The sequence below is a fragment of the Enterobacter sp. Ap-867 genome, from assembly GCF_011752855.1.
In the GTDB taxonomy this organism is placed as follows: domain Bacteria; phylum Pseudomonadota; class Gammaproteobacteria; order Enterobacterales; family Enterobacteriaceae; genus Cedecea.
Map to the genome: position 1 here is coordinate 66504 of NZ_VWWS01000010.1, position 19323 is coordinate 85826.

Below are 19323 nucleotides of genomic sequence, written 5' to 3' on the forward strand. Positions count from 1 at the left end.
CTTATCCGACTAAGATGAATAGACGACTGTAACCGGCAATGATGCCCCTTACAGGCTACTACAACGATTTTCTAATCGTTCGTTCTTTGATTTTTTCCGCTTTATCTTCTGCTTTAGCCAGCAATGCATGTTCCGTTTCTAGCACACCTCTAAGTGGCTGATTAGAATACGTCATCATAAAGCGCCAAATATCACGCTGTGTCAGCCCAATGTTCATCGATGAAAAATAGAGTCCAATGAGATCTTTATCCCGCCAGCGTCGAGGAACTTTTGTTCGAATCTGCGCACGATGCAGGTCAATCACCGAAACCTTCAGTTCGCTTTCCCGACCAGAAAAGGGGAGATGCAATAAGAAATGGCAAATATAACAATCCCGATGATTTACGCCACCACCGTGCATTTTACGTACCATTGTGGCTACACGCTCAATCAGCATCCGCTTGATTTTTACGTCAGGTGGATTCGTCGCCCAATCAGCACAGTAATCTTCGAGACTGATCGTAGGCGTTAAATCTTCAGTAATGATGAACGACGTTTTGTTGATTGGGTTTAACCCCTTTTCACCAAAACCAACGCCCTGCATCGTGTCGACATCCAGAGTTTTCAGCCGGTGAATCGCCTTCCACTCGCGATCGGCCCCTAAAACCGGCATTCGCAGCGAAATAAGATTTTTTATCACTTCGTTGATAGACGTTCCCTGGTGCCATTTTAAGAAATAGCTTTTTCCTGCGGCCTCGAAACGTAGCGTGCGGCGTGTTTCCAGTTCGCGGAAAATTTCCCCCTGAAGTTTTCTGACTTCAGCAAAAACGTCCTTTCCTTTCCAAAGAGAGGTAAAAGGTTCTTTTAACTCAACCATGCGGCTCTCCCACAATGATATCTGCTGCCTTTTCGGCCAGGCTATAAATATCCTGGGTTGAGGCATAATGACGAGCGTGACTCGCCCAGCTCAGGCGCTGCTCTGCATTACCCAGAACGTCAGATAAAGCCGCATTAAGCGATGTCTGGCTAAACGGTTCTTTGATAACAACCCCACACTCAGCGTCTGCAATATAATGTGCATAGCCGCAAACTTCCGTCACAAGGATTGGCAATCCGGCAGCTATCGCCTCAAGCAAGACAATACCGGCAGCTTCCTGGTAGGCAGGATGAATCAAAACATCCGCAGCCATCATCAGTTCAGAGACGTCATCTCTTCCGGAGAAGAAACTAACCCGGCTCTCTACGCCACGTTTCTGCGCTAATGTCTTAAACCGCCCGGGTTTATCCTGCCCGACAACAAACAAAGTGGTTCGACTACGGATGGCCTCAGGCAAAGCAGCCAACGCTTCAATAGAGCGATCAACGCCTTTACGCGAGAAATCGGAGCCTACCTGCAAAACGAGGTAGTCATTCACACCAATGCCGTTTTTTTCTCTGTAACGCTCCCGGCTACCCTGCGGATGGTTGTCGAATCGACGATCGGGGTAAATACCTGGAGGCAGGATCAGAAAACGCGAAGATTCCGTACCATAGTGTTTTTCAAAATCAGCAATTTGCTTATCAGTCAGCATCAGCAACTTGGTTGATTTTCCTTGCTCGAATGTGGCTTTTTCAAACTGTGAATAATGCCGATATCGGGCGGTCAGGCGATAAAAGAAACCTTTCTCTTGTGCTACTTTTTCGGCGTAACAAACGTCTGCTGCATAATAAACATCGAGACCCGGCATTTTATTAAAACCCACTACGCGGTCTACCGGATGCTGACTCAGATGAGCCTTCACCCATTGATAATATTCAGCATTACGACCGTGGTTCGTTTTTGACCGCACAGGAACGATGACGATATCAAAGGCATCAGGTTTCTCGCCCTGCCAGGACTGCACATAAACCCGGACGTTATGCCCACGCGATGCAACAGCCCCGGCAATACGCATAAAATCGCGCTGCAGGCCGCCAAAGGGAAAATATTTATACAGACAAAAAGCAACTGTCATCATGCTTCGTCTCTTGGTGATAGCGCCGCAGCGGCAGGAAGCATTTTAGAAATGGCGGTAATCACATCCTCAGCAGGGATCACCGACATATATTTTTTATTGCGGTCGAGTTGAGCACGGGACGGCATAGATTGATAGTTACCTGCCCAGAATTGCGTAATTTGCTCTGTCCATGGACGCCAGTAAACATGGTCCGTTGCACCAAACAGGCTAATGACAGGCGTTTTTACCGCCGCAGCAATATGCCCAGGCGCTGAGTCCACCCCAATAAACAATGCTGCATGATCGATTAAAGCGCCCAACTCCGGGAAGGTTGTTTTGCCGGCAAGCGCCACAACGGGCATTATTTTGCATCCTTGAGCTATCTCATTAACGCAGGCGAGATCGTCCCGACCCGGTCCAGAGGTCAATACAACCGGGAATCCTTCATCCTGCAAGTAATCAATGATCTGAGAAAACTTATCGTTGTCCCAACACTTAAAGAGCTGTCGGGCCGTGGGCTGAATGACAACATACTTGTCAGCAACGCTTTCAGCATCAAGCACTTCACGGATCTTTTGCCAATCGGCCTCAGTGTAGTACAGCGTTGTTTCTGTAAAAAAATCCGTAATTCCTAAAGGAGAGAGCACTGAGAGGCTAGCTTCAACGACATGCTTACCAACGACAGGGGCAACGTGAGTGAAGCTTTTTTTCCAGAATGAAGACTGCCGGTGAGCGTAATCCTGGGAAATTTTTACTGCCGGCCCAAGGCAGCGAACCATCCATGCCACGCTCCGCTGATCGGTCAGATTAACAATCAGGTCATAATGATTGCTCCGCAAGCGGCGAATCAAGGAAAGAAAATTACTGATTTTCTTTCCTGTTTTAACGCCTTTGTTGCTTATACCGTAGCGCGCATTTATTTCTGGATTTCCAGAAAGAATGGGAAGGGTATCCTGATACTGCAGGACATCTATTTTTGCTTCAGGATAGTTGCGCTTAAGGGTACTGATCACAGGCGTTGTCAGCAACATGTCGCCGTGAAAGCGCATTTTAATCACTAAAATTCTTTTAAATGTCGTATTCACCGTCAGCTCTTAATATCAGCAATACCGAAAAATAAAAAACACGCTACCGCCCCAGGCTCCACAGCTACCTGTTCACTGACAACGTGTTCATTTTTACGTGTAGTGTACCACTTATCGCTCCCATTCCGAAGGATACGCAAGCCAAGACAATTCATTGATAAATATATGAATTAAAATAATTTATTTTCCTTAAACTCAAAGACCATTCACTTTTGACTTTTGCACAACTGCTCAATCCAACCATTGCCTGGCAATACATACCTTTGATGCACGCCATCAACCTGGTTTTCGCCCAATTTCCGCAAAAGTAATGGCAAAGCTCAGGTTAAATACATAGAATCCCCAGCACATTCATAATGCCAGCCGTGTCCTATGCTCCAATTGCTTTACACCGTACTGCTTTACCTCATACAGCCACTCATCTGGCTGCGATTATGGGTGCGCGGTCGTAAAGCTCCTGCATACCGCAAACGCATTGGCGAGCGCTACGGTTTCTATAAAAAGCCGCTCAAGCCAGGTGGTATTATGTTGCATTCGGTTTCCGTTGGGGAAACTCTGGCCGCCATACCTCTGGTTCGCGCGCTTCGCCACCGCTATCCAGAATTGCCGATTACCGTCACGACAATGACACCAACCGGCTCAGAAAGGGTCATGTCCGCTTTCGGAGAAGACGTCCAGCACGTCTATCTGCCTTACGATTTGCCGTGTGCGCTCAACCGCTTCCTGGATAAAGTCGATCCAAAGCTGGTGCTTATTATGGAAACCGAACTTTGGCCAAACCTGATAGCCGCGCTGCACAAACGCTATATCCCATTAGTGATTGCCAATGCCAGGCTTTCCGCACGCTCGGCAAAGGGCTACGCAAAACTTGGTGACTTTGTCAGAACGCTGCTGCAGCGCATTACGCTTATCGCCGCACAGAACGAAGAAGATGGTGAACGCTTCATCTCACTAGGTGCAAAACGGAGCCAATTGACGGTTACCGGTAGCCTTAAGTTTGATATTTCGGTGACACCACAGCTGGCCGCTCGAGCCGTGACGCTGCGCCGGCAGTGGGCGCCGCACCGCCCGGTCTGGATAGCTACCAGCACGCACGAAGGCGAAGAAAGCATCGTCGTGCAAGCTCATCAGTCGCTTTTAAAGCAGTTTCCTAACTTACTGCTGATCCTTGTACCACGCCACCCGGAACGCTTCCCGGATGCCATCAATCTGGTCAGAAATGCTGGATTAAGCTACATAACTCGCTCTTCTGGAGAGGTACCGTCTTCCAGTACGCAGGTCGTCATTGGCGATACTATGGGTGAGTTAATGTTACTGTACGGGATTGCCGATCTGGCTTTTGTTGGCGGCTCGTTAGTTGAGCGTGGTGGCCATAATCCCCTCGAACCAGCCGCACACGCTATTCCAGTGTTAATGGGTCCACATACCTTTAACTTCAAAGATATCTGCGCGCGCCTGTCGCAGGCAGATGGCCTAATCACCGTGACGGACGAGCAGTCATTAGTAAAAGAGATTGCGTCTTTGCTCACAGATGAGGATTATCGTAACTTCTACGGGCGCCATGCTGTGGAAGTGCTTTACCAGAACCAGGGTGCATTGCAGCGCCTGTTACAGCTACTGGAACCTTATCTCCCCCCTAAAACACACTAAGGTCAGATATGCAAAAGCGGGCAATCTATCCGGGGACTTTCGATCCCATCACCAACGGCCATATTGATATCGTTACCCGTGCAGCCAGTATGTTTGACCAGGTGATCCTTGCGATTGCAGCAAGCCCCAGCAAGAATGCCTTGTTCACCCTGGATGAACGCGTTGCGCTGGCGCAGCAGGCACTTGCGCATTTACCCAACGTTCAGGTTCTCGGTTTCAGCGATTTAATGGCAAGCTTTGCACGTAACCAGCAGGCGAACGTGCTGGTGCGTGGGTTGCGTACCGCGGCTGATTTTGAATATGAAATGCAGCTGGCCCACATGAACCGCCATCTCATGCCTGAACTGGAAAGCGTGTTCCTGATGCCATCTAAAGAGTGGTCGTTTGTCTCTTCTTCCCTTGTCAAAGAAGTGGCGCGCCATCACGGAGATGTCGCCCACTTCCTGCCAGAGCATGTCTGTAAAGCGCTTATCGAAAGGCTTAAATAGCTATCGCTGACAGCGGCGACAATAGTAAGTGCTACGCTGGGCGTGCTTAGCAGCGGAAATCGGCGTACCGCATACCCTGCAAGGCTCTCCTTCCCGGCCATATACCTGCAGCTCCTGAGCAAAATAGCCGGGTTTGCCATCGGACTGAAGGAAGTCTTTTAAAGTGGTTCCACCTTGTTCTATTGAGCGTTGCAATACAGCTTTGATAGCTGCGACCAGAGTTTCAGACTCTTTTTTTGATAGCGACTGCGCGCTACGGTCGGGATGGATCCCCGCTGCGAACAAGGATTCGCTGGCATAGATATTCCCCACCCCAACAACCAGTTTGTTATCCATTAGCCAGGGCTTGATAGCCGTTTTCTTTTTGGCCGATTTTTCGCGCAGGTATTCTGCACTGAATGTGTCGCTCAAAGGCTCCGGACCAAGGTGAGACAATACATTGCTCCCTTCCAGCTCTTTGACCCACAGCCAGGCGCCAAAGCGGCGGGGATCGGTATAGCGCAGAACTTTGCCGTTACTCATGATCAGATCGACATGATCGTGCTTTTCCGCAGGAAGTTCTTCCGCGAGGATCCTCAGGCTGCCGGACATTCCCAGATGAATGATGATCCAGCCATCCGGTAGCTCCAGCAGCAAATACTTCGCCCGCCGCTGTACGCTCAACACCGGCTTATCGCTCAGAGCATGTATTTCATCAGAAACCGGCCAGCGCAGTCGAGCATTGCGCACAACGGCATACAGGATGGTTTCACCCACCAGGTGCGGCTCAATACCGCGACGACTGGTTTCTACCTCTGGTAATTCAGGCATCTCTCCTCCGGGAAGCAGGCATAAAAAAACCCGGCCTGAGCCGGGTTTCTTCAACAAAGTTACCAGAATTATTTAATTTTGGCTTCTTTGTATACAACGTGCTGACGGACAACTGGATCGAACTTTTTCAGTTCCAGTTTTTCCGGCTTAGTACGTTTGTTCTTCGTGGTGGTATAGAAGTGACCAGTACCAGCAGAAGAAACCAGCTTGATTTTCTCACGAATACCTTTAGCCATGATTTATTTCCTCTAAGTACTTAGTACTTTTCGCCACGGGCACGCAGTTCGGACAGAACTGTATCGATGCCTTTCTTATCGATTACACGCATACCTTTAGCAGATACACGCAGGGTGACAAAACGCTTCTCGCTCTCAACCCAGAAACGGTGAGAGTGCAGGTTCGGCAGGAAACGGCGTTTAGTCGCGTTCAGTGCGTGGGAACGGTTATTACCGGTCGCCGGACGCTTGCCAGTAACTTGGCAGACTCGGGACATGTCTATTCTCCAAAAATCAAATTAGCTCGAGCTTCGTATAGGGTTAGGCGCCTCGTCAGGCTGCAAGCCTGGTCCCTGGCGGTTCAATGTGAACCACAGTGCCAGGCGCATAATGCCAAACCCGAGATTCTCAAAGGTGGCGTAGTATACGCTGTGTGAGGCATGTGCTCAAGTCCCGAACAGACAAAGATCCCAATGGATCGCGCCTGATGGCTTAAATCCACCCTCGTTCAGCGAAAGAAACGTATTCTCCGTGACCAATAACCAGATGATCAAGCACTCGAATTTCCATAAACAGGCAAACTTTCACGATGCGTTCCGTAATAGCCCGGTCTGCTTTACTGGGTTCGGCCTTACCTGACGGGTGGTTGTGCGCCAGTATAATGGCACCGGCGTTGCATTTCATCGCTTCACGGACAATTTCTCTCGGGTGAACTTCAACGTGACTTAGCGTTCCGGCAAACAACCGCTCACATTTAATAACCTGATGCTGATTATTCAAAAATAGCACCATAAAGATTTCACGCTGCTCGGTCGTCAACTGACTCTGCACATACTCCCGCACCTTTCCAGGCGTAAGCAATGAGAGTTCTTTGATACCCTGAGACGAGTAATAACGCCTCGCCAGCTCGGCAATCGCGTTTAGTTGAGTGTATTTCGCTTCACCAATCCCCTTCACGCCCTTGAAATGGGAATAATCTGCCGACAACAAGCGGTACAGGGAACCAAACTCACGCAGCAGCATATTGGCAAAAACCAAAACGTGCATTCCCTGATGGCCCGTACGTAAAAAGAGCGCAAGCAGCTCAGTATCGGTGAGAGCACCCACACCGAATTGCAGCAGCTTTTCCCTGGGTAAATACGCGTTTTCAATCTCATTATCCCTGTCCATCGCACCTCTCCCTCTCTTAACACTCTCATGATGCGGCCTTTTTTATTATCAGGCGATGAGCGGGTTTTGGTCTTGCGTAGTGCCTCGCAAACTGCAAAAAGTCGCCTGTCAGGGATTGTGATAAAATGGCCATTCGACTGTGACTTCCAACGGATAAAAATCATGATGGGACTTTCCGGCAAGAAAATTGTTCTTGGTGTGAGCGGCGGTATTGCTGCCTATAAAACACCTGAGCTGGTTCGTCGTCTGCGCGATCGCGGAGCGGATGTACGAGTGGTAATGACCGAGGCGGCGAAGGCCTTCATCACGCCACTAAGTTTGCAAGCAGTGTCCGGTTATCCTGTGTCCGACAGTTTGCTAGACCCCGCAGCAGAAGCCGCCATGGGCCACATCGAACTCGGCAAATGGGCAGATTTAGTGATACTCGCACCTGCGACAGCAGACCTGATTGCGCGCGTGACTGCAGGCATGGCAAACGACCTGGTCAGCACTATTTGCCTGGCAACCGCCGCACCGGTTGCCGTTGTTCCGGCAATGAACCAACAAATGTTCCGCGCGGCCGCCACTCAACATAATTTGGACGTGCTAAGCGCTCGTGGTCTCCTGATTTGGGGCCCGGATAGCGGAAGCCAGGCCTGCGGCGATACTGGACCAGGCCGAATGTTAGATCCGCTAACGCTGGTTGATATGGCCGTTGAACATTTCTCCGTAGTCAAAGATCTGCAACATCTGAACGTCATGATTACCGCCGGCCCAACGCGCGAACGCCTGGATCCCGTCAGATACATTACTAACGACAGCTCAGGAAAGATGGGGTTTTCTATAGCCGCCGCAGCGGCAGCTCGCGGGGCAAACGTAACCCTGATTTCAGGCCCGGTAAATCTGCCTACTCCGGCATGGGTCAACCGCATTGACGTCACTACGGCGCTGGAAATGAATGAAGTGGTCCAAAAACGCGTCACCGGGCAGCATATATTCATTGGCTGTGCCGCCGTTGCCGACTATCGAGCAGCCGTGGTTGCTGACGAGAAAATTAAAAAGCAAGGCGATGAAATTACGCTAAAAATGGTCAAAAACCCGGATGTTGTTGCGGGTGTTGCGGCGCTTTCTGAAGGACGTCCCTATGTAGTAGGGTTTGCCGCCGAAACAAATAATGTGGAAGAATACGCCCGGAAAAAACGTGCCGCTAAAAACCTGGATCTGATCTGCGCTAATGACGTATCTCAGAATAATCAAGGGTTTAATAGCGATAATAACGCATTGCACCTTTTCTGGCAGGAGGGAGACAAAGTCTTACCGCTTGAGCGTAAAGCACTCCTTGGCCACCTTTTACTGGACGAGATCGTTACCCGCTATGATGAAAAAAATCGACGTTAAAATTCTGGACCCGCGAGTTGGTCAGCAATTCCCGTTACCAACTTACGCCACCTCCGGCTCTGCCGGTCTTGACCTGCGCGCTTGCCTGGATGACGCCGTAGAACTTGCACCTGGTGCAACAACGCTGCTGCCAACCGGCCTGGCTATTCACATTGCTGACGCCTCTCTGGCAGCGGTCATCCTGCCTCGTTCCGGCCTGGGCCACAAACACGGTGTTGTGCTGGGTAACCTGGTGGGGCTGATTGACTCCGATTATCAAGGCCAGCTGATGGTTTCTGTCTGGAACCGCGGCCAGGACAGCTTCACCATTCAGCCCGGCGAACGCATTGCGCAGATGGTCTTTGTACCTGTTGTGCAGGCCGAATTTAACCTGGTTGAAGATTTTGACGCCAGCGACCGTGGCGAAGGCGGATTTGGTCATTCAGGCCGCCAGTAATACCGTTTTATCAACGTAACCCTACCGCGTAGATAACGTTAAAACAGACCGCAAACCAAGCGTTTGTGGACGCGGTTCGGTGCTTGCCTGACAAGGTATTTTTCAGGGGTATTTTAGAACATGGCAGAAAAACAGACCGCGAAAAGGAATCGTCGCGAGGAAATACTTCAGTCTCTGGCTCAAATGCTCGAATCCAGCGACGGCAGCCAACGCATTACGACCGCTAAACTAGCGGCAACCGTTGGCGTATCCGAAGCCGCACTTTATCGGCATTTCCCCAGCAAAATGAAAATGTTCGATAGCCTGATTGAGTTTATCGAAGACAGCCTGATTACCCGCATTAACCTGATTCTAAAAGATGAAAAAGACACGCTGGCCCGCCTGCGGTTGATCGTACTTTTGGTGTTGGGTTTTGGTGAACGGAACCCTGGTCTGACGCGTATCCTCACCGGGCACGCGCTGATGTTTGAGCAAGATCGCCTGCAGGATCGCATCAACCAGCTTTTTGAACGCATTGAGGTTCAGCTGCGCCAGGTTATGCGTGAAAAGAAAATGCGCGAAGGCGAAGGGTTTAGCACCGATGAATCCTTGCTGGCGAGCCAGCTACTGGCTTTCTGTGAAGGAATGCTGTCACGATTTGTGAGAAGTGATTTCCGCTATCTGCCTACGGATGATTTTGATACCCGCTGGCCGCTCATTGCTGCTCAGCTTTACTAGTCAATAAGGGCCGGAAGGCCCTTATTTATTTTCCGACTTAGACGCCGAACTCTTCGCGATATTTACGCACTGCAGCCAGCTTGTCCGCCATTTCTGGCTTCTCTTCCAGGTAAGAAATCAGGTCTTTGAGCGTAATGATCGAAATGACTTTGCACTGATAGTCGCGCTCAACTTCCTGAATGGCGGAGATATCCGCACGGCCACGCTCCTGTCGGTCGAGAGAAATAAGCACCCCGGCAAGGCTCGCACCGTTCGCGGCAATGATCTCCATTGACTCACGAATAGCGGTCCCAGCCGTTATCACGTCGTCCACCAGCATAACGCGGCCCTGAAGCGCACTGCCCACCAAATTACCGCCTTCGCCATGATCTTTCGCTTCTTTGCGGTTAAAGCAGTAAGGCACATCGCGCTCGTGATGCTCAGCCAGTGCCACCGCGGTCGTTGTCGCGATAGGAATACCTTTATAAGCCGGGCCAAAGAGCAGATCAAAATCGATGCCGGAGTCCATCAGAGCGGCAGCATAGAAACGCCCTAATAACGCCAGATCGCGCCCGGTATTAAACAGCCCGGCGTTGAAGAAATAGGGGCTAGTGCGCCCGGATTTCAGCGTGAATTCGCCAAACTTGAGTACCTGTTTGTTAAGCGCAAACTCAATAAACTGGCGCTGATACGGTTTCATGGATTTGCTCCTTAGCATTGTGACACGGACATAAAAAAAGCGACTTCTCAGTCGCTTTTAAAAAATTAATTTTCTAACGCCGCCTTCTGCGACGCGATGATGGAATCAATGCCCCCTCGAGCCAACGCCAGTAGCGCCAGTAACTCTTCGTGGGAGAACGGCTCACCTTCCGCAGTACCCTGCACCTCAATCATGCGCCCGTCTTCCATCATGACAACATTCATGTCGGTTTCGGCTGCCGAGTCTTCGACATATTCCAGATCGCAGAGAGCTTCACCGTTGACGATACCAACGGAAACCGCCGCAACCATCCCTTTCATAGGATTAGTTTTCAGTTTGCCAGAAGCGACCAGACCGTTTAACGCATCGGCCAGCGCTACACAGGCACCGGTGATGGACGCGGTGCGAGTGCCGCCGTCGGCCTGCAGAACGTCGCAGTCCAGGGTGATGGTGAATTCACCCAATGCTTTTAGGTCCACCGCTGCGCGTAGTGAACGGGCGATGAGACGTTGAATCTCGAGAGTACGGCCACCTTGTTTGCCTTTTGCCGCTTCACGGGCATTACGGCTATGGGTTGCACGCGGCAGCATGCCGTATTCAGCGGTGATCCAGCCCTGACCCTGGCCTTTCAGAAAGCGAGGCACGCCTTCTTCAAGGGTCGCGGTGCACAACACTTTGGTATCACCGAACTCGACAAGCACGGAACCTTCAGCGTGTTTAGTGTAATGACGGGTCAGGGTAACTGGGCGCACTTGTTCGGCGCTACGACCTGATGGACGCATGGGCTTTTCTCCGGCTAAAACGAATGTGGCTGCGCATTATACGGACTTCAGGCGCTTATTCCTATCCTGCAAGACCCCTGATGGCTATAATCCCCCCATACATTAGCTGAAAACGGGTACGTACTATGATCCGCAGTATGACCGCCTACGCCCGGCGTGAAGTAAAAGGTGAATGGGGCTCCGCCTCCTGGGAATTACGCTCGGTAAACCAGCGCTATCTCGAAACGTATATCCGCATGCCGGAACAGTTCCGCAGTCTTGAGCCTGTTGCTCGTGAGCGAATTCGCAACCGCCTCACCCGCGGAAAAATTGAGTGCAACCTGCGCTTTGAGCCCGATGCCCGTTCACAAGGATCGCTGATTCTTAATGAAAAGCTGGCTAAGCAGCTGGTTGAGGCCGCTAACTGGGTCAAAATGCAAAGCGATGAAGGTGAAATCAACCCGGTTGATATTCTACGCTGGCCAGGCGTGATGGCCGCTCAGGAGCAGGATCTTGATGCGATTACCGCTGAAATCCTTTCCGCCCTTGATGGCGCCCTGGACGACTTTATTGTTGCCCGTGAAACCGAAGGTCAGGCCCTGAAAGGGCTGATTGAACAACGCCTGGAAGGCGTCAGCGCCGAAGTGGTTAAAGTCCGTGCTCAAATGCCAGAAGTAGTGAAATGGCAGCGCGAGCGCCTGGTTAACAAGCTGGAAGAGGCCGAAGTTCAGCTTGAGAACAACCGCCTTGAACAAGAACTGGTGCTGATGGCACAGCGCATTGACGTCGCGGAAGAGCTGGACCGTCTGGAAGCCCACGTCAAAGAGACCTACAACATCCTGAAAAAGAAAGAAGCCGTTGGTCGTCGCCTCGACTTTATGATGCAGGAGTTTAACCGCGAGTCGAATACTCTGGCCTCCAAGTCTATCAATGCCGACGTGACCAATTCAGCTATCGAGCTGAAAGTCCTGATCGAGCAGATGCGCGAACAGATTCAGAATATCGAATAGCGTGACATAAGCCTGCGTTCAGCAGGCTTTTTCTTTTGATGCGTACTAGGTATACGCCAATAGCTGCTCCGCAGTGATAAGCCTCATCTTTTCAAGCTGAATAGCTACCGCTCTCGGAGAACGTTCAAACTCATCCCCCAGGGTTTCGATAGCGCCAGTTTGCTCAAATCGCTCTGCAAGAATCAGTTTCTCTTCTTCGGCCCAGGGAAAGTGAGACTTAGCCGGACGTCCTTCGGCAAGGTTACGCTGCTGTCTCTCCTCAGGGGTTAGCCTGGGCTTTTTCTGTTTTTCCGGGCTCACCGACAGCTCCTCAGCCAGGGCAAACAGCGCTCTTATCGCTTCCGGCTTATTGGCTGTTGATTTAGCGCCAAGCACCTCTCCAGTTTCTGGATTGACGCCATTTGCTAGCGCTTTTAACATCGCCGATATTTTCATTGCGCCTCCTTAAATACTTCTACTAATCCATTTAATTTGAAAAGAACCTGACAACCCATAAATATAAAGGACAAGTTTTATATTTTGGATAAATAAAACTAATCCATATTCATTCAGCTTAGAAAATCTCAATCGTGACATAGTGCACAAAACGTTACCCTCTGCCGGTATTCTGAGGGGACAAATATGCTTCTACACATTCTTTATTTGATTGGTATTACGGCGGAAGCCATGACCGGGGCCCTGGCCGCCGGGCGTCGTCGCATGGATACGTTTGGCGTCATTATTATCGCCACTGCCACGGCGCTGGGCGGCGGTTCTGTTCGCGATATTCTGCTGGGCCACTATCCCCTCGGCTGGGTGAAACACCCTGAGTACGTAGTGATTGTTGCCGTTGCGGCAGTACTCACAACCATCATGGCTCCCGTAATGCCGCACCTACGCAAACTCTTTTTGGTACTGGATGCGCTGGGTCTCGTTGTCTTTTCTATTATCGGTGCGCAGGTTGCTTTGGATATGGGCGAAGGCCCAATCATTGCGACCATTGCCGCCGTTGTCACCGGCGTCTTTGGCGGTGTGCTGAGAGATATGTTCTGCAAACGAATTCCCCTCGTGTTCCAGAAAGAACTGTACGCTGGTATCGCCTTTGCTTCAGCCGTGCTGTATATCGCGCTGCAGCACTACGTCAGCAGCCATGACGTCGTGGTTATAGCAACCTTATTGTTCGGCTTTAGCTCTCGGCTACTGGCACTGCGTCTGCGGCTTGGTCTACCTGTATTCCATTACAAACACGCCGATCACTGATGACCAAAACCCGGGATGTTATACTGGCCAAGGAAGGCGGCCAGGGCAATCACCTGTGGATGCTTCATAAAATCGACTAACTGACTTGCCCGCTTAGCTCCCACACCGGGTAAAGTTTGCCATCGGGATTGATCCCAGTCGCCAAGCTGCTGCCAGTGCTTGTCTTTAAGAACGGCATGCGAACTTCGCGGCAGCGGCATCCCTAAGGCCAATACCCAGCGGATAAACGGCTGTTTTCGGGACAGAGAAAACTGATGCCATAACAGCTCGGCTTTTTTCACTGAAATTCCCGGTAAACCAGACAGAATTGTCTTGTTCAAATCCAGCCATGAAAAAACGTGCTGAAAGCGTGACGTCATGTGTAAATGGCGCCAGGTGCTTTGACTAACGCCAGCCAAATCCAGAACTTGCTTTTGGCTCATCCCCGTCAGACGGGCAATAAATTGTTCTGCGCATTCAGATGAAGCATAAAGACAAGTCACCGGTGTAAAAGCCACCATTTCCGGTATGGATGAGTCTCGCTGGCTGACGCGCCAGACGACTTCGTCTATCCGAGGTATTCCCTGTCCCGCCAGACTTATTTTTACTTTATCACCGGCCACAACATCCCATTCCTGCCAGCGCTTTAGTGAACCGATATTCACTCGTCGAACACGTTTATCGTCGAGCTGAACCTCTTCCAATTCAAGCACGACGGACACCTTACCCGTTCGCCCTACGGCAAAATCAACGTTATGGACCACGGCGATTTGCTCAGCAGGAGGATATTTCCACGCGATGGCCCACTCCCCCTGCCCCGGCTGCCAGAATTTAGCCTCGGGTTCACGTTCCTGACGAATCACAATGCCATCCGTGACAAAGGGAAGAGACTGGCGAAACCACCCCTCACGTAAGCGGGCAATTTCATCAATGTTTGTTACAGGCCGGGACCATAGAGCCGTCAGAGAAAACCCGGCATCACGCAATATACTGCCTTTTTCAGCATGGCTTTTGGGGCCATCTGGCCATGCCCAGATAAAAATGCCCAGCGCGTCTGGATCGCTAACCACCCCGGTACGAAGCATTTCCCCGGCAACTTTAGATCTCGCATTCACACCTCCAGCCAGGCTTTGAATATGGCCTTCCCGTTTCAGGAAAAGCTCGCCTTGCAGCACGCTGTTCGCAAGAGGTCCGGCAAGATGAAGGGGTATGGCATCAATACCGGCAGCTTTATGCGTCCAGTCCTCTCCTTTAATGCCATTGCCACGGCTTAGCATTTTCACCAGCCGCCCTTGTTGATAGACCAGTGTGATAGCCACCCCATCTACTTTGGGCTGTACCCATAAGTTCTGTCGGCCTGCAGCCCATAGCTCGACTGCACGTTTATCCGGTAACTTTTTCAGCCCTGTATGCGCAACAGGATGAGACGAGTTTCCTGCTGCTCCCATCCTTGCAGACTCTGCCTCTTGCCCCTGTTTAATGCAGCGCCTCCAGACAGACAGTGTCTCCTTTAAGTCATCGTAAACGGCATCGCTCACCAAACTTTTTCCCCGCTGGTAATAGGCGTCATCCCAGAGGGATAGCTGGTGCGTAAGGCGTTCAATCTCCTTCTGTGTTCTGACATCAGACCATGCTGGACACGATGCCATTACCGTTGATGAAACCCCCAGTAAAATGACAAAAACTGCTAACGCGACCCCTTTCATACCACCCTCCATTTCCTTTCTCCGGGGAGGTATAACCGTGTCCAGCATCAATCGCGAGCATGAAAGATCCTGCGTACGAGATACGTCCCTAAAAACTAATCTCGTTGCATCGAGAATGACAAAAAGGTGGAAAACATCGCGTAAAACACGAGAAAAAACGTACCTGGCAATGACAAAACCTACGTACTGGGGCAGCGGTGTGTATAATATGCCGGTAGACGCTCTTCCCTTTATGCATACCGATTAAGTTAGAACTCATGGCTCAAGGCACGCTTTATATTGTTTCCGCTCCAAGTGGCGCGGGTAAATCCAGCCTCATCCAGGCTTTGTTAAAGACGCAACCGCTGTATGACACCCAGGTTTCCATCTCGCACACCACTCGCGGTGAACGCCCAGGTGAAAATCACGGGGAACATTACTTCTTTGTCAGCAAAGACGAATTCCAGCAGATGATCGCTGAAGACGCTTTTCTTGAGCACGCGGAAGTATTTGGTAACTACTACGGTACATCCCGCCAGGCGATCGAAAATGTGCTGGCGACCGGCGTAGATGTGTTTTTAGATATCGACTGGCAGGGTGCAGAGCAAATTCGTAAGAAAATGCCGCAATCCCGCAGTATCTTTATTCTGCCGCCGTCAAAAGACGAGCTGGACCGGCGCCTGCGTGGTCGCGGTCAGGATAGCGAAGAGGTGATTGCAAAACGCATGGCGCAAGCCGTTGCAGAAATGAGTCACTATGCGGAGTATGATTACCTTATCGTTAATGATGACTTCGACACTGCCCTGTCTGATTTAAAGATAATCATTCGTGCCGAGCGTCTACGAATGGGTCGCCAAAAGATGCGACATGACGCTTTAATCAGCAAACTATTGGCAGACTGACACCAGTTTCAGTATCATGCCCAGTCATTTCTTCACCTGTGGAGCATTTTAATTATGGCACGCGTAACCGTTCAGGACGCTGTAGAGAAAATTGGTAACCGTTTTGACCTGGTACTTGTGGCCGCGCGTCGCGCTCGTCAGATGCAGGTTGGCGGTAAAGATCCGCTGGTACCGGAAGAAAACGATAAAACGACCGTTATCGCACTGCGTGAAATCGAAGAAGGGTTGATCACCAACCAGATTCTCGATGTTCGTGAGCGCCAGGAACAGCAAGAGCAGGAAGCCGCAGAACTGCAGGCCGTGACTGCTATTGCTGAAGGTCGTCGTTAATTAGCCTGCGGGTAGCCCTTGTATCTGTTTGAAAGCCTGAATCAGCTGATTCAAAACTATCTGCCAGAGGAGCAAATTAAGCGCCTCCGGCAGGCATACCTTGTCGCACGTGATGCTCACGAGGGACAAACACGTTCAAGCGGTGAACCCTATATCACCCATCCCGTCGCCGTTGCCTGTATCCTGGCCGAGATGAAACTCGACCATGAAACGCTAATGGCAGCGCTTCTGCATGACGTGATTGAAGACACCCCGGCCACCTACCAGGATATGGAACAGCTGTTTGGCAAAAGCGTTGCCGAACTGGTGGAAGGGGTTTCTAAGCTAGATAAACTGAAGTTCCGCGATAAGAAAGAGGCTCAGGCCGAAAACTTCCGCAAAATGATCATGGCGATGGTGCAGGATATTCGCGTCATTTTGATCAAGCTTGCCGACCGCACGCACAATATGCGCACGCTTGGGTCATTGCGCCCAGATAAACGCCGCCGTATTGCCCGTGAAACCCTCGAAATTTATAGCCCACTCGCTCACCGTCTCGGTATTCATCACCTGAAAACCGAACTGGAAGAGCTTGGCTTTGAAGCGCTTTATCCGAACCGCTACCGCGTTATTAAAGAAGTGGTAAAAGCGGCGCGAGGTAACCGCAAAGAGATGATTCAAAAAATCCTCTCTGAAATCGACGGGCGTCTTCAGGAGGCAGGCATTGCCTGCCGCGTTAGCGGTCGCGAAAAGCACCTTTACTCCATTTACTGCAAGATGACGCTCAAAGAACAGCGTTTCCATTCGATCATGGATATCTACGCGTTTCGCGTCATTGTCCATGACATGGATACCTGCTATCGCGTCCTCGGGCAGATGCACAGCCTCTATAAACCTCGTCCAGGGCGGGTGAAAGACTATATCGCCATCCCGAAAGCGAACGGCTATCAGTCCCTGCACACCTCAATGATTGGGCCGCACGGCGTCCCGGTTGAAGTGCAAATCCGTACTGAAGACATGGATCAGATGGCGGAAATGGGGGTTGCTGCGCACTGGGCTTATAAAGAGCAAGGCGAAAGCAGCACGACGGCACAAATCCGCGCTCAGCGCTGGATGCAAAGCCTGCTGGAGCTACAGCAAAGCGCCGGTAGTTCATTTGAATTCATCGAGAGCGTAAAATCCGATCTGTTCCCGGATGAGATTTACGTTTTCACCCCGGAAGGCCGCATTGTAGAGCTGCCCGCAGGTGCAACGCCGGTGGACTTCGCCTACGCGGTACATACCGATATCGGTCACGCCTGCGTAGGCGCTCGCGTCGATCGCCAGCCTTACCCGCTTTCACAGTCGTTGACCAGCGGGCAGACTATCGAAATCATCACCGCACCCGGGGCGCGTCCAAACGCCGCATGGCTTAATTTTGTTGTCAGTTCCAAAGCTCGCGCCAAAATTCGCCAAATGCTGAAAAATCTGAAGCGTGATGATTCCGTCAGTTTAGGGCGTCGCCTGCTCAACCATGCGCTCGGTGGCAGCCGTAAACTGGCTGAAATTCCTGCCGAAAATCTCCAGCGTGAACTGGACCGCATGAAGCTTGCGTCACTTGACGACCTGCTGGCCGAAATTGGCCTCGGGAACGCAATGAGCGTCGTCGTGGCGAAAAACCTGCAAGGGGAATCACCGGTTGCTGCTCAGTCAGGCACAGCGCCTTCAGCAAATCACAGCAACTTGCCAATCAAAGGTGCAGACGGCGTTCTGATTACCTTTGCCAAGTGCTGCCGCCCAATTCCGGGAGATCCTATCGTCGCTCACGTCAGCCCAGGTAAAGGGCTGGTTATCCACCATGAGTCTTGTCGAAACATTCGTGGCTACCAGAAAGAGCCCGAGAAGTTTATGGCCGTGGAATGGGATAAAGAGATCGAGCAAGAGTTTATCACCGAGATCAAGGTGGACATGTTTAACCACCAGGGTGCGCTGGCAAACCTGACCGCGGCAATAAACACTGCGGGCTCTAACATCCAGAGCCTGAACACCGAAGAGAAAGACGGCCGCGTATACAGCGCCTTCATTCGCCTGACAGCCCGGGATCGCGTCCATCTGGCGAACATCATGCGCAAGATTCGCGTGATGCCGGATGTGATTAAAGTGACCCGCAACAGAAACTAGAGTTATGAATCCTCAACGTTATGCGCGTATTTGCGAGATGCTCGCCAGACGCCAGCCGGACCTGACCGTTTGTATGGAGCAGGTGCACAAGCCCCATAACGTCTCCGCCATCATCCGTACCGCCGACGCCGTAGGCGTGCATGAAGTGCACGCCGTTTGGCCAGGAAGCCGTATGCGCACCATGGCGTCTTCCGCCGCAGGAAGTAATTCCTGGGTTCAAGTCAAAACACACAAAACTATCGGCGAAGCCGTCCGGCAGCTCAAAAGCGGCGGCATGCAAATTCTGGCGACTCATCTTTCCGATAAAGCCGTCGACTTCCGTGAGATAGATTACACTCGCCCCACCTGCATTCTGATGGGTCAGGAAAAAACCGGCATTACCGAAGAGGCGCTCGCGCTTGCCGATCAGGACATCATTATTCCTATGATCGGTATGGTGCAATCCCTGAACGTGTCCGTCGCCTCGGCGCTGATTTTGTACGAAGCCCAGCGCCAGCGCCAAAACGCAGGCATGTATCAGCGTGAAAACAGTACGTTACCGGAAGCTGAGCAGCAGAGACTGCTGTTTGAAGGTGGTTATCCTGTGCTGGCGAACGTTTCCCGCCGGAAAGGCTTACTGTACCCACATGTGAATCAGCAGGGTGAGATAGAAGCTGATGCCGCATGGTGGGCCACGATGCAGTCGGCGAAATAAGC

General features: G+C 51.2%; 22 protein-coding genes. 11 read left to right on the forward strand and 11 right to left on the reverse strand.

Translation table 11 applies throughout. The features are described from left to right. Positions 1–58 precede the first annotated feature (58 nt). The 3 genes from rfaP to rfaQ are packed head-to-tail and all read right to left on the reverse strand — an operon-like array spanning position 59 to position 3040. Positions 59–856 carry a lipopolysaccharide core heptose(I) kinase RfaP gene (gene rfaP, locus F3J26_RS20920; RefSeq protein WP_166995792.1) on the reverse strand — a complete coding sequence of 266 codons (798 nt, stop codon included), beginning with the start codon at positions 854–856 and terminating at the stop codon, positions 59–61. Next, complete coding sequence (locus F3J26_RS20925; RefSeq protein ID WP_166995834.1) at positions 849–1973, reverse strand: glycosyltransferase; 1125 nt, start codon at positions 1971–1973, stop codon at positions 849–851. Before F3J26_RS20925 ends, rfaP begins: the two co-directional genes overlap by 8 nt. Further along, positions 1973–3040: a lipopolysaccharide core heptosyltransferase RfaQ gene (gene rfaQ / locus F3J26_RS20930; protein WP_166995794.1), complete on the reverse strand. Its 1068-nt coding sequence runs from the start codon at positions 3038–3040 to the stop codon at positions 1973–1975. The genes F3J26_RS20925 and rfaQ overlap by 1 nt, the downstream gene beginning before the upstream one ends. 372 nt (positions 3041–3412) lie before the next feature. Here rfaQ and waaA point away from each other — a divergent pair, with 372 nt between their 5' ends. After that, a complete protein-coding gene (gene waaA, locus F3J26_RS20935) occupies positions 3413–4690 on the forward strand; it encodes a lipid IV(A) 3-deoxy-D-manno-octulosonic acid transferase (protein WP_166879358.1) in 1278 nt (425 codons plus the stop codon). Positions 4691–4698: 8 nt separating this feature from the next. Continuing rightward, a complete protein-coding gene (coaD, locus tag F3J26_RS20940) occupies positions 4699–5178 on the forward strand; it encodes a pantetheine-phosphate adenylyltransferase (protein WP_008457448.1) in 480 nt (159 codons plus the stop codon). On the opposite strand, the gene mutM is transcribed toward coaD, so the two are convergent. The 4 genes from mutM to radC all read right to left on the reverse strand — a co-directional run bounded on the left by mutM (position 5179) and on the right by radC (position 7373). Continuing rightward, positions 5179–5988, reverse strand: coding sequence for a bifunctional DNA-formamidopyrimidine glycosylase/DNA-(apurinic or apyrimidinic site) lyase (mutM, locus tag F3J26_RS20945; RefSeq protein WP_166995796.1), 810 nt, complete (start codon positions 5986–5988; stop codon positions 5179–5181). Positions 5989–6056: 68 nt separating this feature from the next. Beyond that, on the reverse strand, positions 6057–6224 hold the full coding sequence (gene rpmG, locus F3J26_RS20950) for a 50S ribosomal protein L33 (protein ID WP_002436700.1): 168 nt from the start codon (positions 6222–6224) through the stop codon (positions 6057–6059). A 20-nt stretch (positions 6225–6244) separates the two neighbouring features. Further along, entirely contained in the window at positions 6245–6481 is a 237-nt protein-coding gene (gene rpmB, locus F3J26_RS20955) for a 50S ribosomal protein L28 (protein WP_008457442.1), read from the reverse strand. Between the two features lie 214 nt (positions 6482–6695). Beyond that, a complete protein-coding gene (gene radC, locus F3J26_RS20960; protein WP_166995798.1) occupies positions 6696–7373 on the reverse strand; it encodes a RadC family protein in 678 nt (225 codons plus the stop codon). Between the two features lie 165 nt (positions 7374–7538). Between radC and coaBC the strand changes: the two genes are divergently transcribed. The 3 genes from coaBC (at position 7539) to slmA (ending at position 9903) form a co-directional block, all read left to right on the forward strand. Then, complete coding sequence (coaBC, locus tag F3J26_RS20965) at positions 7539–8750, forward strand: bifunctional phosphopantothenoylcysteine decarboxylase/phosphopantothenate--cysteine ligase CoaBC (RefSeq protein ID WP_205246591.1); 1212 nt, start codon at positions 7539–7541, stop codon at positions 8748–8750. After that, entirely contained in the window at positions 8728–9186 is a 459-nt protein-coding gene (dut, locus tag F3J26_RS20970) for a dUTP diphosphatase (protein WP_034808728.1), read from the forward strand. Before coaBC ends, dut begins: the two co-directional genes overlap by 23 nt. A 120-nt stretch (positions 9187–9306) precedes the next feature. After that, a complete protein-coding gene (slmA, locus tag F3J26_RS20975; protein ID WP_008457430.1) occupies positions 9307–9903 on the forward strand; it encodes a nucleoid occlusion factor SlmA in 597 nt (198 codons plus the stop codon). 37 nt (positions 9904–9940) lie between these two features. On the opposite strand, the gene pyrE is transcribed toward slmA, so the two are convergent. Next, a complete protein-coding gene (pyrE, locus tag F3J26_RS20980; protein WP_008457428.1) occupies positions 9941–10582 on the reverse strand; it encodes an orotate phosphoribosyltransferase in 642 nt (213 codons plus the stop codon). A 65-nt stretch (positions 10583–10647) separates the two neighbouring features. Continuing rightward, on the reverse strand, positions 10648–11364 hold the full coding sequence (gene rph, locus F3J26_RS20985; RefSeq protein ID WP_008457427.1) for a ribonuclease PH: 717 nt from the start codon (positions 11362–11364) through the stop codon (positions 10648–10650). A gap of 125 nt (positions 11365–11489) precedes the next feature. Between rph and F3J26_RS20990 the strand changes: the two genes are divergently transcribed. Beyond that, positions 11490–12353 carry a YicC/YloC family endoribonuclease gene (locus F3J26_RS20990; RefSeq protein ID WP_008457425.1) on the forward strand — a complete coding sequence of 288 codons (864 nt, stop codon included), beginning with the start codon at positions 11490–11492 and terminating at the stop codon, positions 12351–12353. A 45-nt stretch (positions 12354–12398) separates the two neighbouring features. Here the strand turns inward: F3J26_RS20990 and F3J26_RS20995 are convergent, their stop codons facing one another. Next, positions 12399–12788, reverse strand: a complete 390-nt coding sequence (locus tag F3J26_RS20995; RefSeq protein WP_008457423.1) for a hypothetical protein — start codon at positions 12786–12788, stop codon at positions 12399–12401. A 186-nt stretch (positions 12789–12974) separates the two neighbouring features. On the opposite strand from F3J26_RS20995, the gene F3J26_RS21000 reads away from it, so the two are divergent. Continuing rightward, positions 12975–13592, forward strand: a complete 618-nt coding sequence (locus F3J26_RS21000) for a trimeric intracellular cation channel family protein (RefSeq protein ID WP_008457422.1) — start codon at positions 12975–12977, stop codon at positions 13590–13592. On the opposite strand, the gene ligB is transcribed toward F3J26_RS21000, so the two are convergent. Beyond that, positions 13586–15277 carry an NAD-dependent DNA ligase LigB gene (gene ligB / locus F3J26_RS21005; protein ID WP_166995802.1) on the reverse strand — a complete coding sequence of 564 codons (1692 nt, stop codon included), beginning with the start codon at positions 15275–15277 and terminating at the stop codon, positions 13586–13588. The genes F3J26_RS21000 and ligB overlap by 7 nt on opposite strands. A 257-nt stretch (positions 15278–15534) precedes the next feature. Between ligB and gmk the strand changes: the two genes are divergently transcribed. Genes gmk through trmH form a run of 4 tightly spaced genes read left to right on the forward strand, consistent with a single transcriptional unit; the run spans position 15535 to position 19321 of the window. After that, positions 15535–16158, forward strand: coding sequence for a guanylate kinase (gmk, locus tag F3J26_RS21010; RefSeq protein WP_008457418.1), 624 nt, complete (start codon positions 15535–15537; stop codon positions 16156–16158). A 54-nt stretch (positions 16159–16212) separates the two neighbouring features. After that, positions 16213–16488 carry a DNA-directed RNA polymerase subunit omega gene (gene rpoZ / locus F3J26_RS21015; protein WP_008457417.1) on the forward strand — a complete coding sequence of 92 codons (276 nt, stop codon included), beginning with the start codon at positions 16213–16215 and terminating at the stop codon, positions 16486–16488. Positions 16489–16506: 18 nt separating this feature from the next. Continuing rightward, positions 16507–18627 carry a bifunctional GTP diphosphokinase/guanosine-3',5'-bis pyrophosphate 3'-pyrophosphohydrolase gene (gene spoT / locus F3J26_RS21020; protein WP_166995804.1) on the forward strand — a complete coding sequence of 707 codons (2121 nt, stop codon included), beginning with the start codon at positions 16507–16509 and terminating at the stop codon, positions 18625–18627. A 4-nt stretch (positions 18628–18631) separates the two neighbouring features. Then, positions 18632–19321, forward strand: a complete 690-nt coding sequence (gene trmH / locus F3J26_RS21025) for a tRNA (guanosine(18)-2'-O)-methyltransferase TrmH (protein ID WP_166995806.1) — start codon at positions 18632–18634, stop codon at positions 19319–19321. Positions 19322–19323 lie beyond the last annotated feature (2 nt).

Coding starts and splice junctions, on each gene's coding strand:
- F3J26_RS21000 (WP_008457422.1), top strand. CDS start 12,975: ATGCTTCTACACATTCTTTATTTGATTGGTATTACGGCGGAAGCCATG.
- F3J26_RS20925 (WP_166995834.1), bottom strand. CDS start 1,973: ATGACAGTTGCTTTTTGTCTGTATAAATATTTTCCCTTTGGCGGCCTG.
- waaA (WP_166879358.1), top strand. CDS start 3,413: ATGCTCCAATTGCTTTACACCGTACTGCTTTACCTCATACAGCCACTC.
- trmH (WP_166995806.1), top strand. CDS start 18,632: ATGAATCCTCAACGTTATGCGCGTATTTGCGAGATGCTCGCCAGACGC.
- F3J26_RS20995 (WP_008457423.1), bottom strand. CDS start 12,788: ATGAAAATATCGGCGATGTTAAAAGCGCTAGCAAATGGCGTCAATCCA.
- rpmG (WP_002436700.1), bottom strand. CDS start 6,224: ATGGCTAAAGGTATTCGTGAGAAAATCAAGCTGGTTTCTTCTGCTGGT.
- gmk (WP_008457418.1), top strand. CDS start 15,535: ATGGCTCAAGGCACGCTTTATATTGTTTCCGCTCCAAGTGGCGCGGGT.
- slmA (WP_008457430.1), top strand. CDS start 9,307: ATGGCAGAAAAACAGACCGCGAAAAGGAATCGTCGCGAGGAAATACTT.
- coaBC (WP_205246591.1), top strand. CDS start 7,539: ATGGGACTTTCCGGCAAGAAAATTGTTCTTGGTGTGAGCGGCGGTATT.
- rpmB (WP_008457442.1), bottom strand. CDS start 6,481: ATGTCCCGAGTCTGCCAAGTTACTGGCAAGCGTCCGGCGACCGGTAAT.
- radC (WP_166995798.1), bottom strand. CDS start 7,373: ATGGACAGGGATAATGAGATTGAAAACGCGTATTTACCCAGGGAAAAG.
- rph (WP_008457427.1), bottom strand. CDS start 11,364: ATGCGTCCATCAGGTCGTAGCGCCGAACAAGTGCGCCCAGTTACCCTG.
- rfaP (WP_166995792.1), bottom strand. CDS start 856: ATGGTTGAGTTAAAAGAACCTTTTACCTCTCTTTGGAAAGGAAAGGAC.
- mutM (WP_166995796.1), bottom strand. CDS start 5,988: ATGCCTGAATTACCAGAGGTAGAAACCAGTCGTCGCGGTATTGAGCCG.
- pyrE (WP_008457428.1), bottom strand. CDS start 10,582: ATGAAACCGTATCAGCGCCAGTTTATTGAGTTTGCGCTTAACAAACAG.
- dut (WP_034808728.1), top strand. CDS start 8,728: ATGATGAAAAAAATCGACGTTAAAATTCTGGACCCGCGAGTTGGTCAG.
- F3J26_RS20990 (WP_008457425.1), top strand. CDS start 11,490: ATGATCCGCAGTATGACCGCCTACGCCCGGCGTGAAGTAAAAGGTGAA.
- coaD (WP_008457448.1), top strand. CDS start 4,699: ATGCAAAAGCGGGCAATCTATCCGGGGACTTTCGATCCCATCACCAAC.
- rpoZ (WP_008457417.1), top strand. CDS start 16,213: ATGGCACGCGTAACCGTTCAGGACGCTGTAGAGAAAATTGGTAACCGT.
- ligB (WP_166995802.1), bottom strand. CDS start 15,277: ATGAAAGGGGTCGCGTTAGCAGTTTTTGTCATTTTACTGGGGGTTTCA.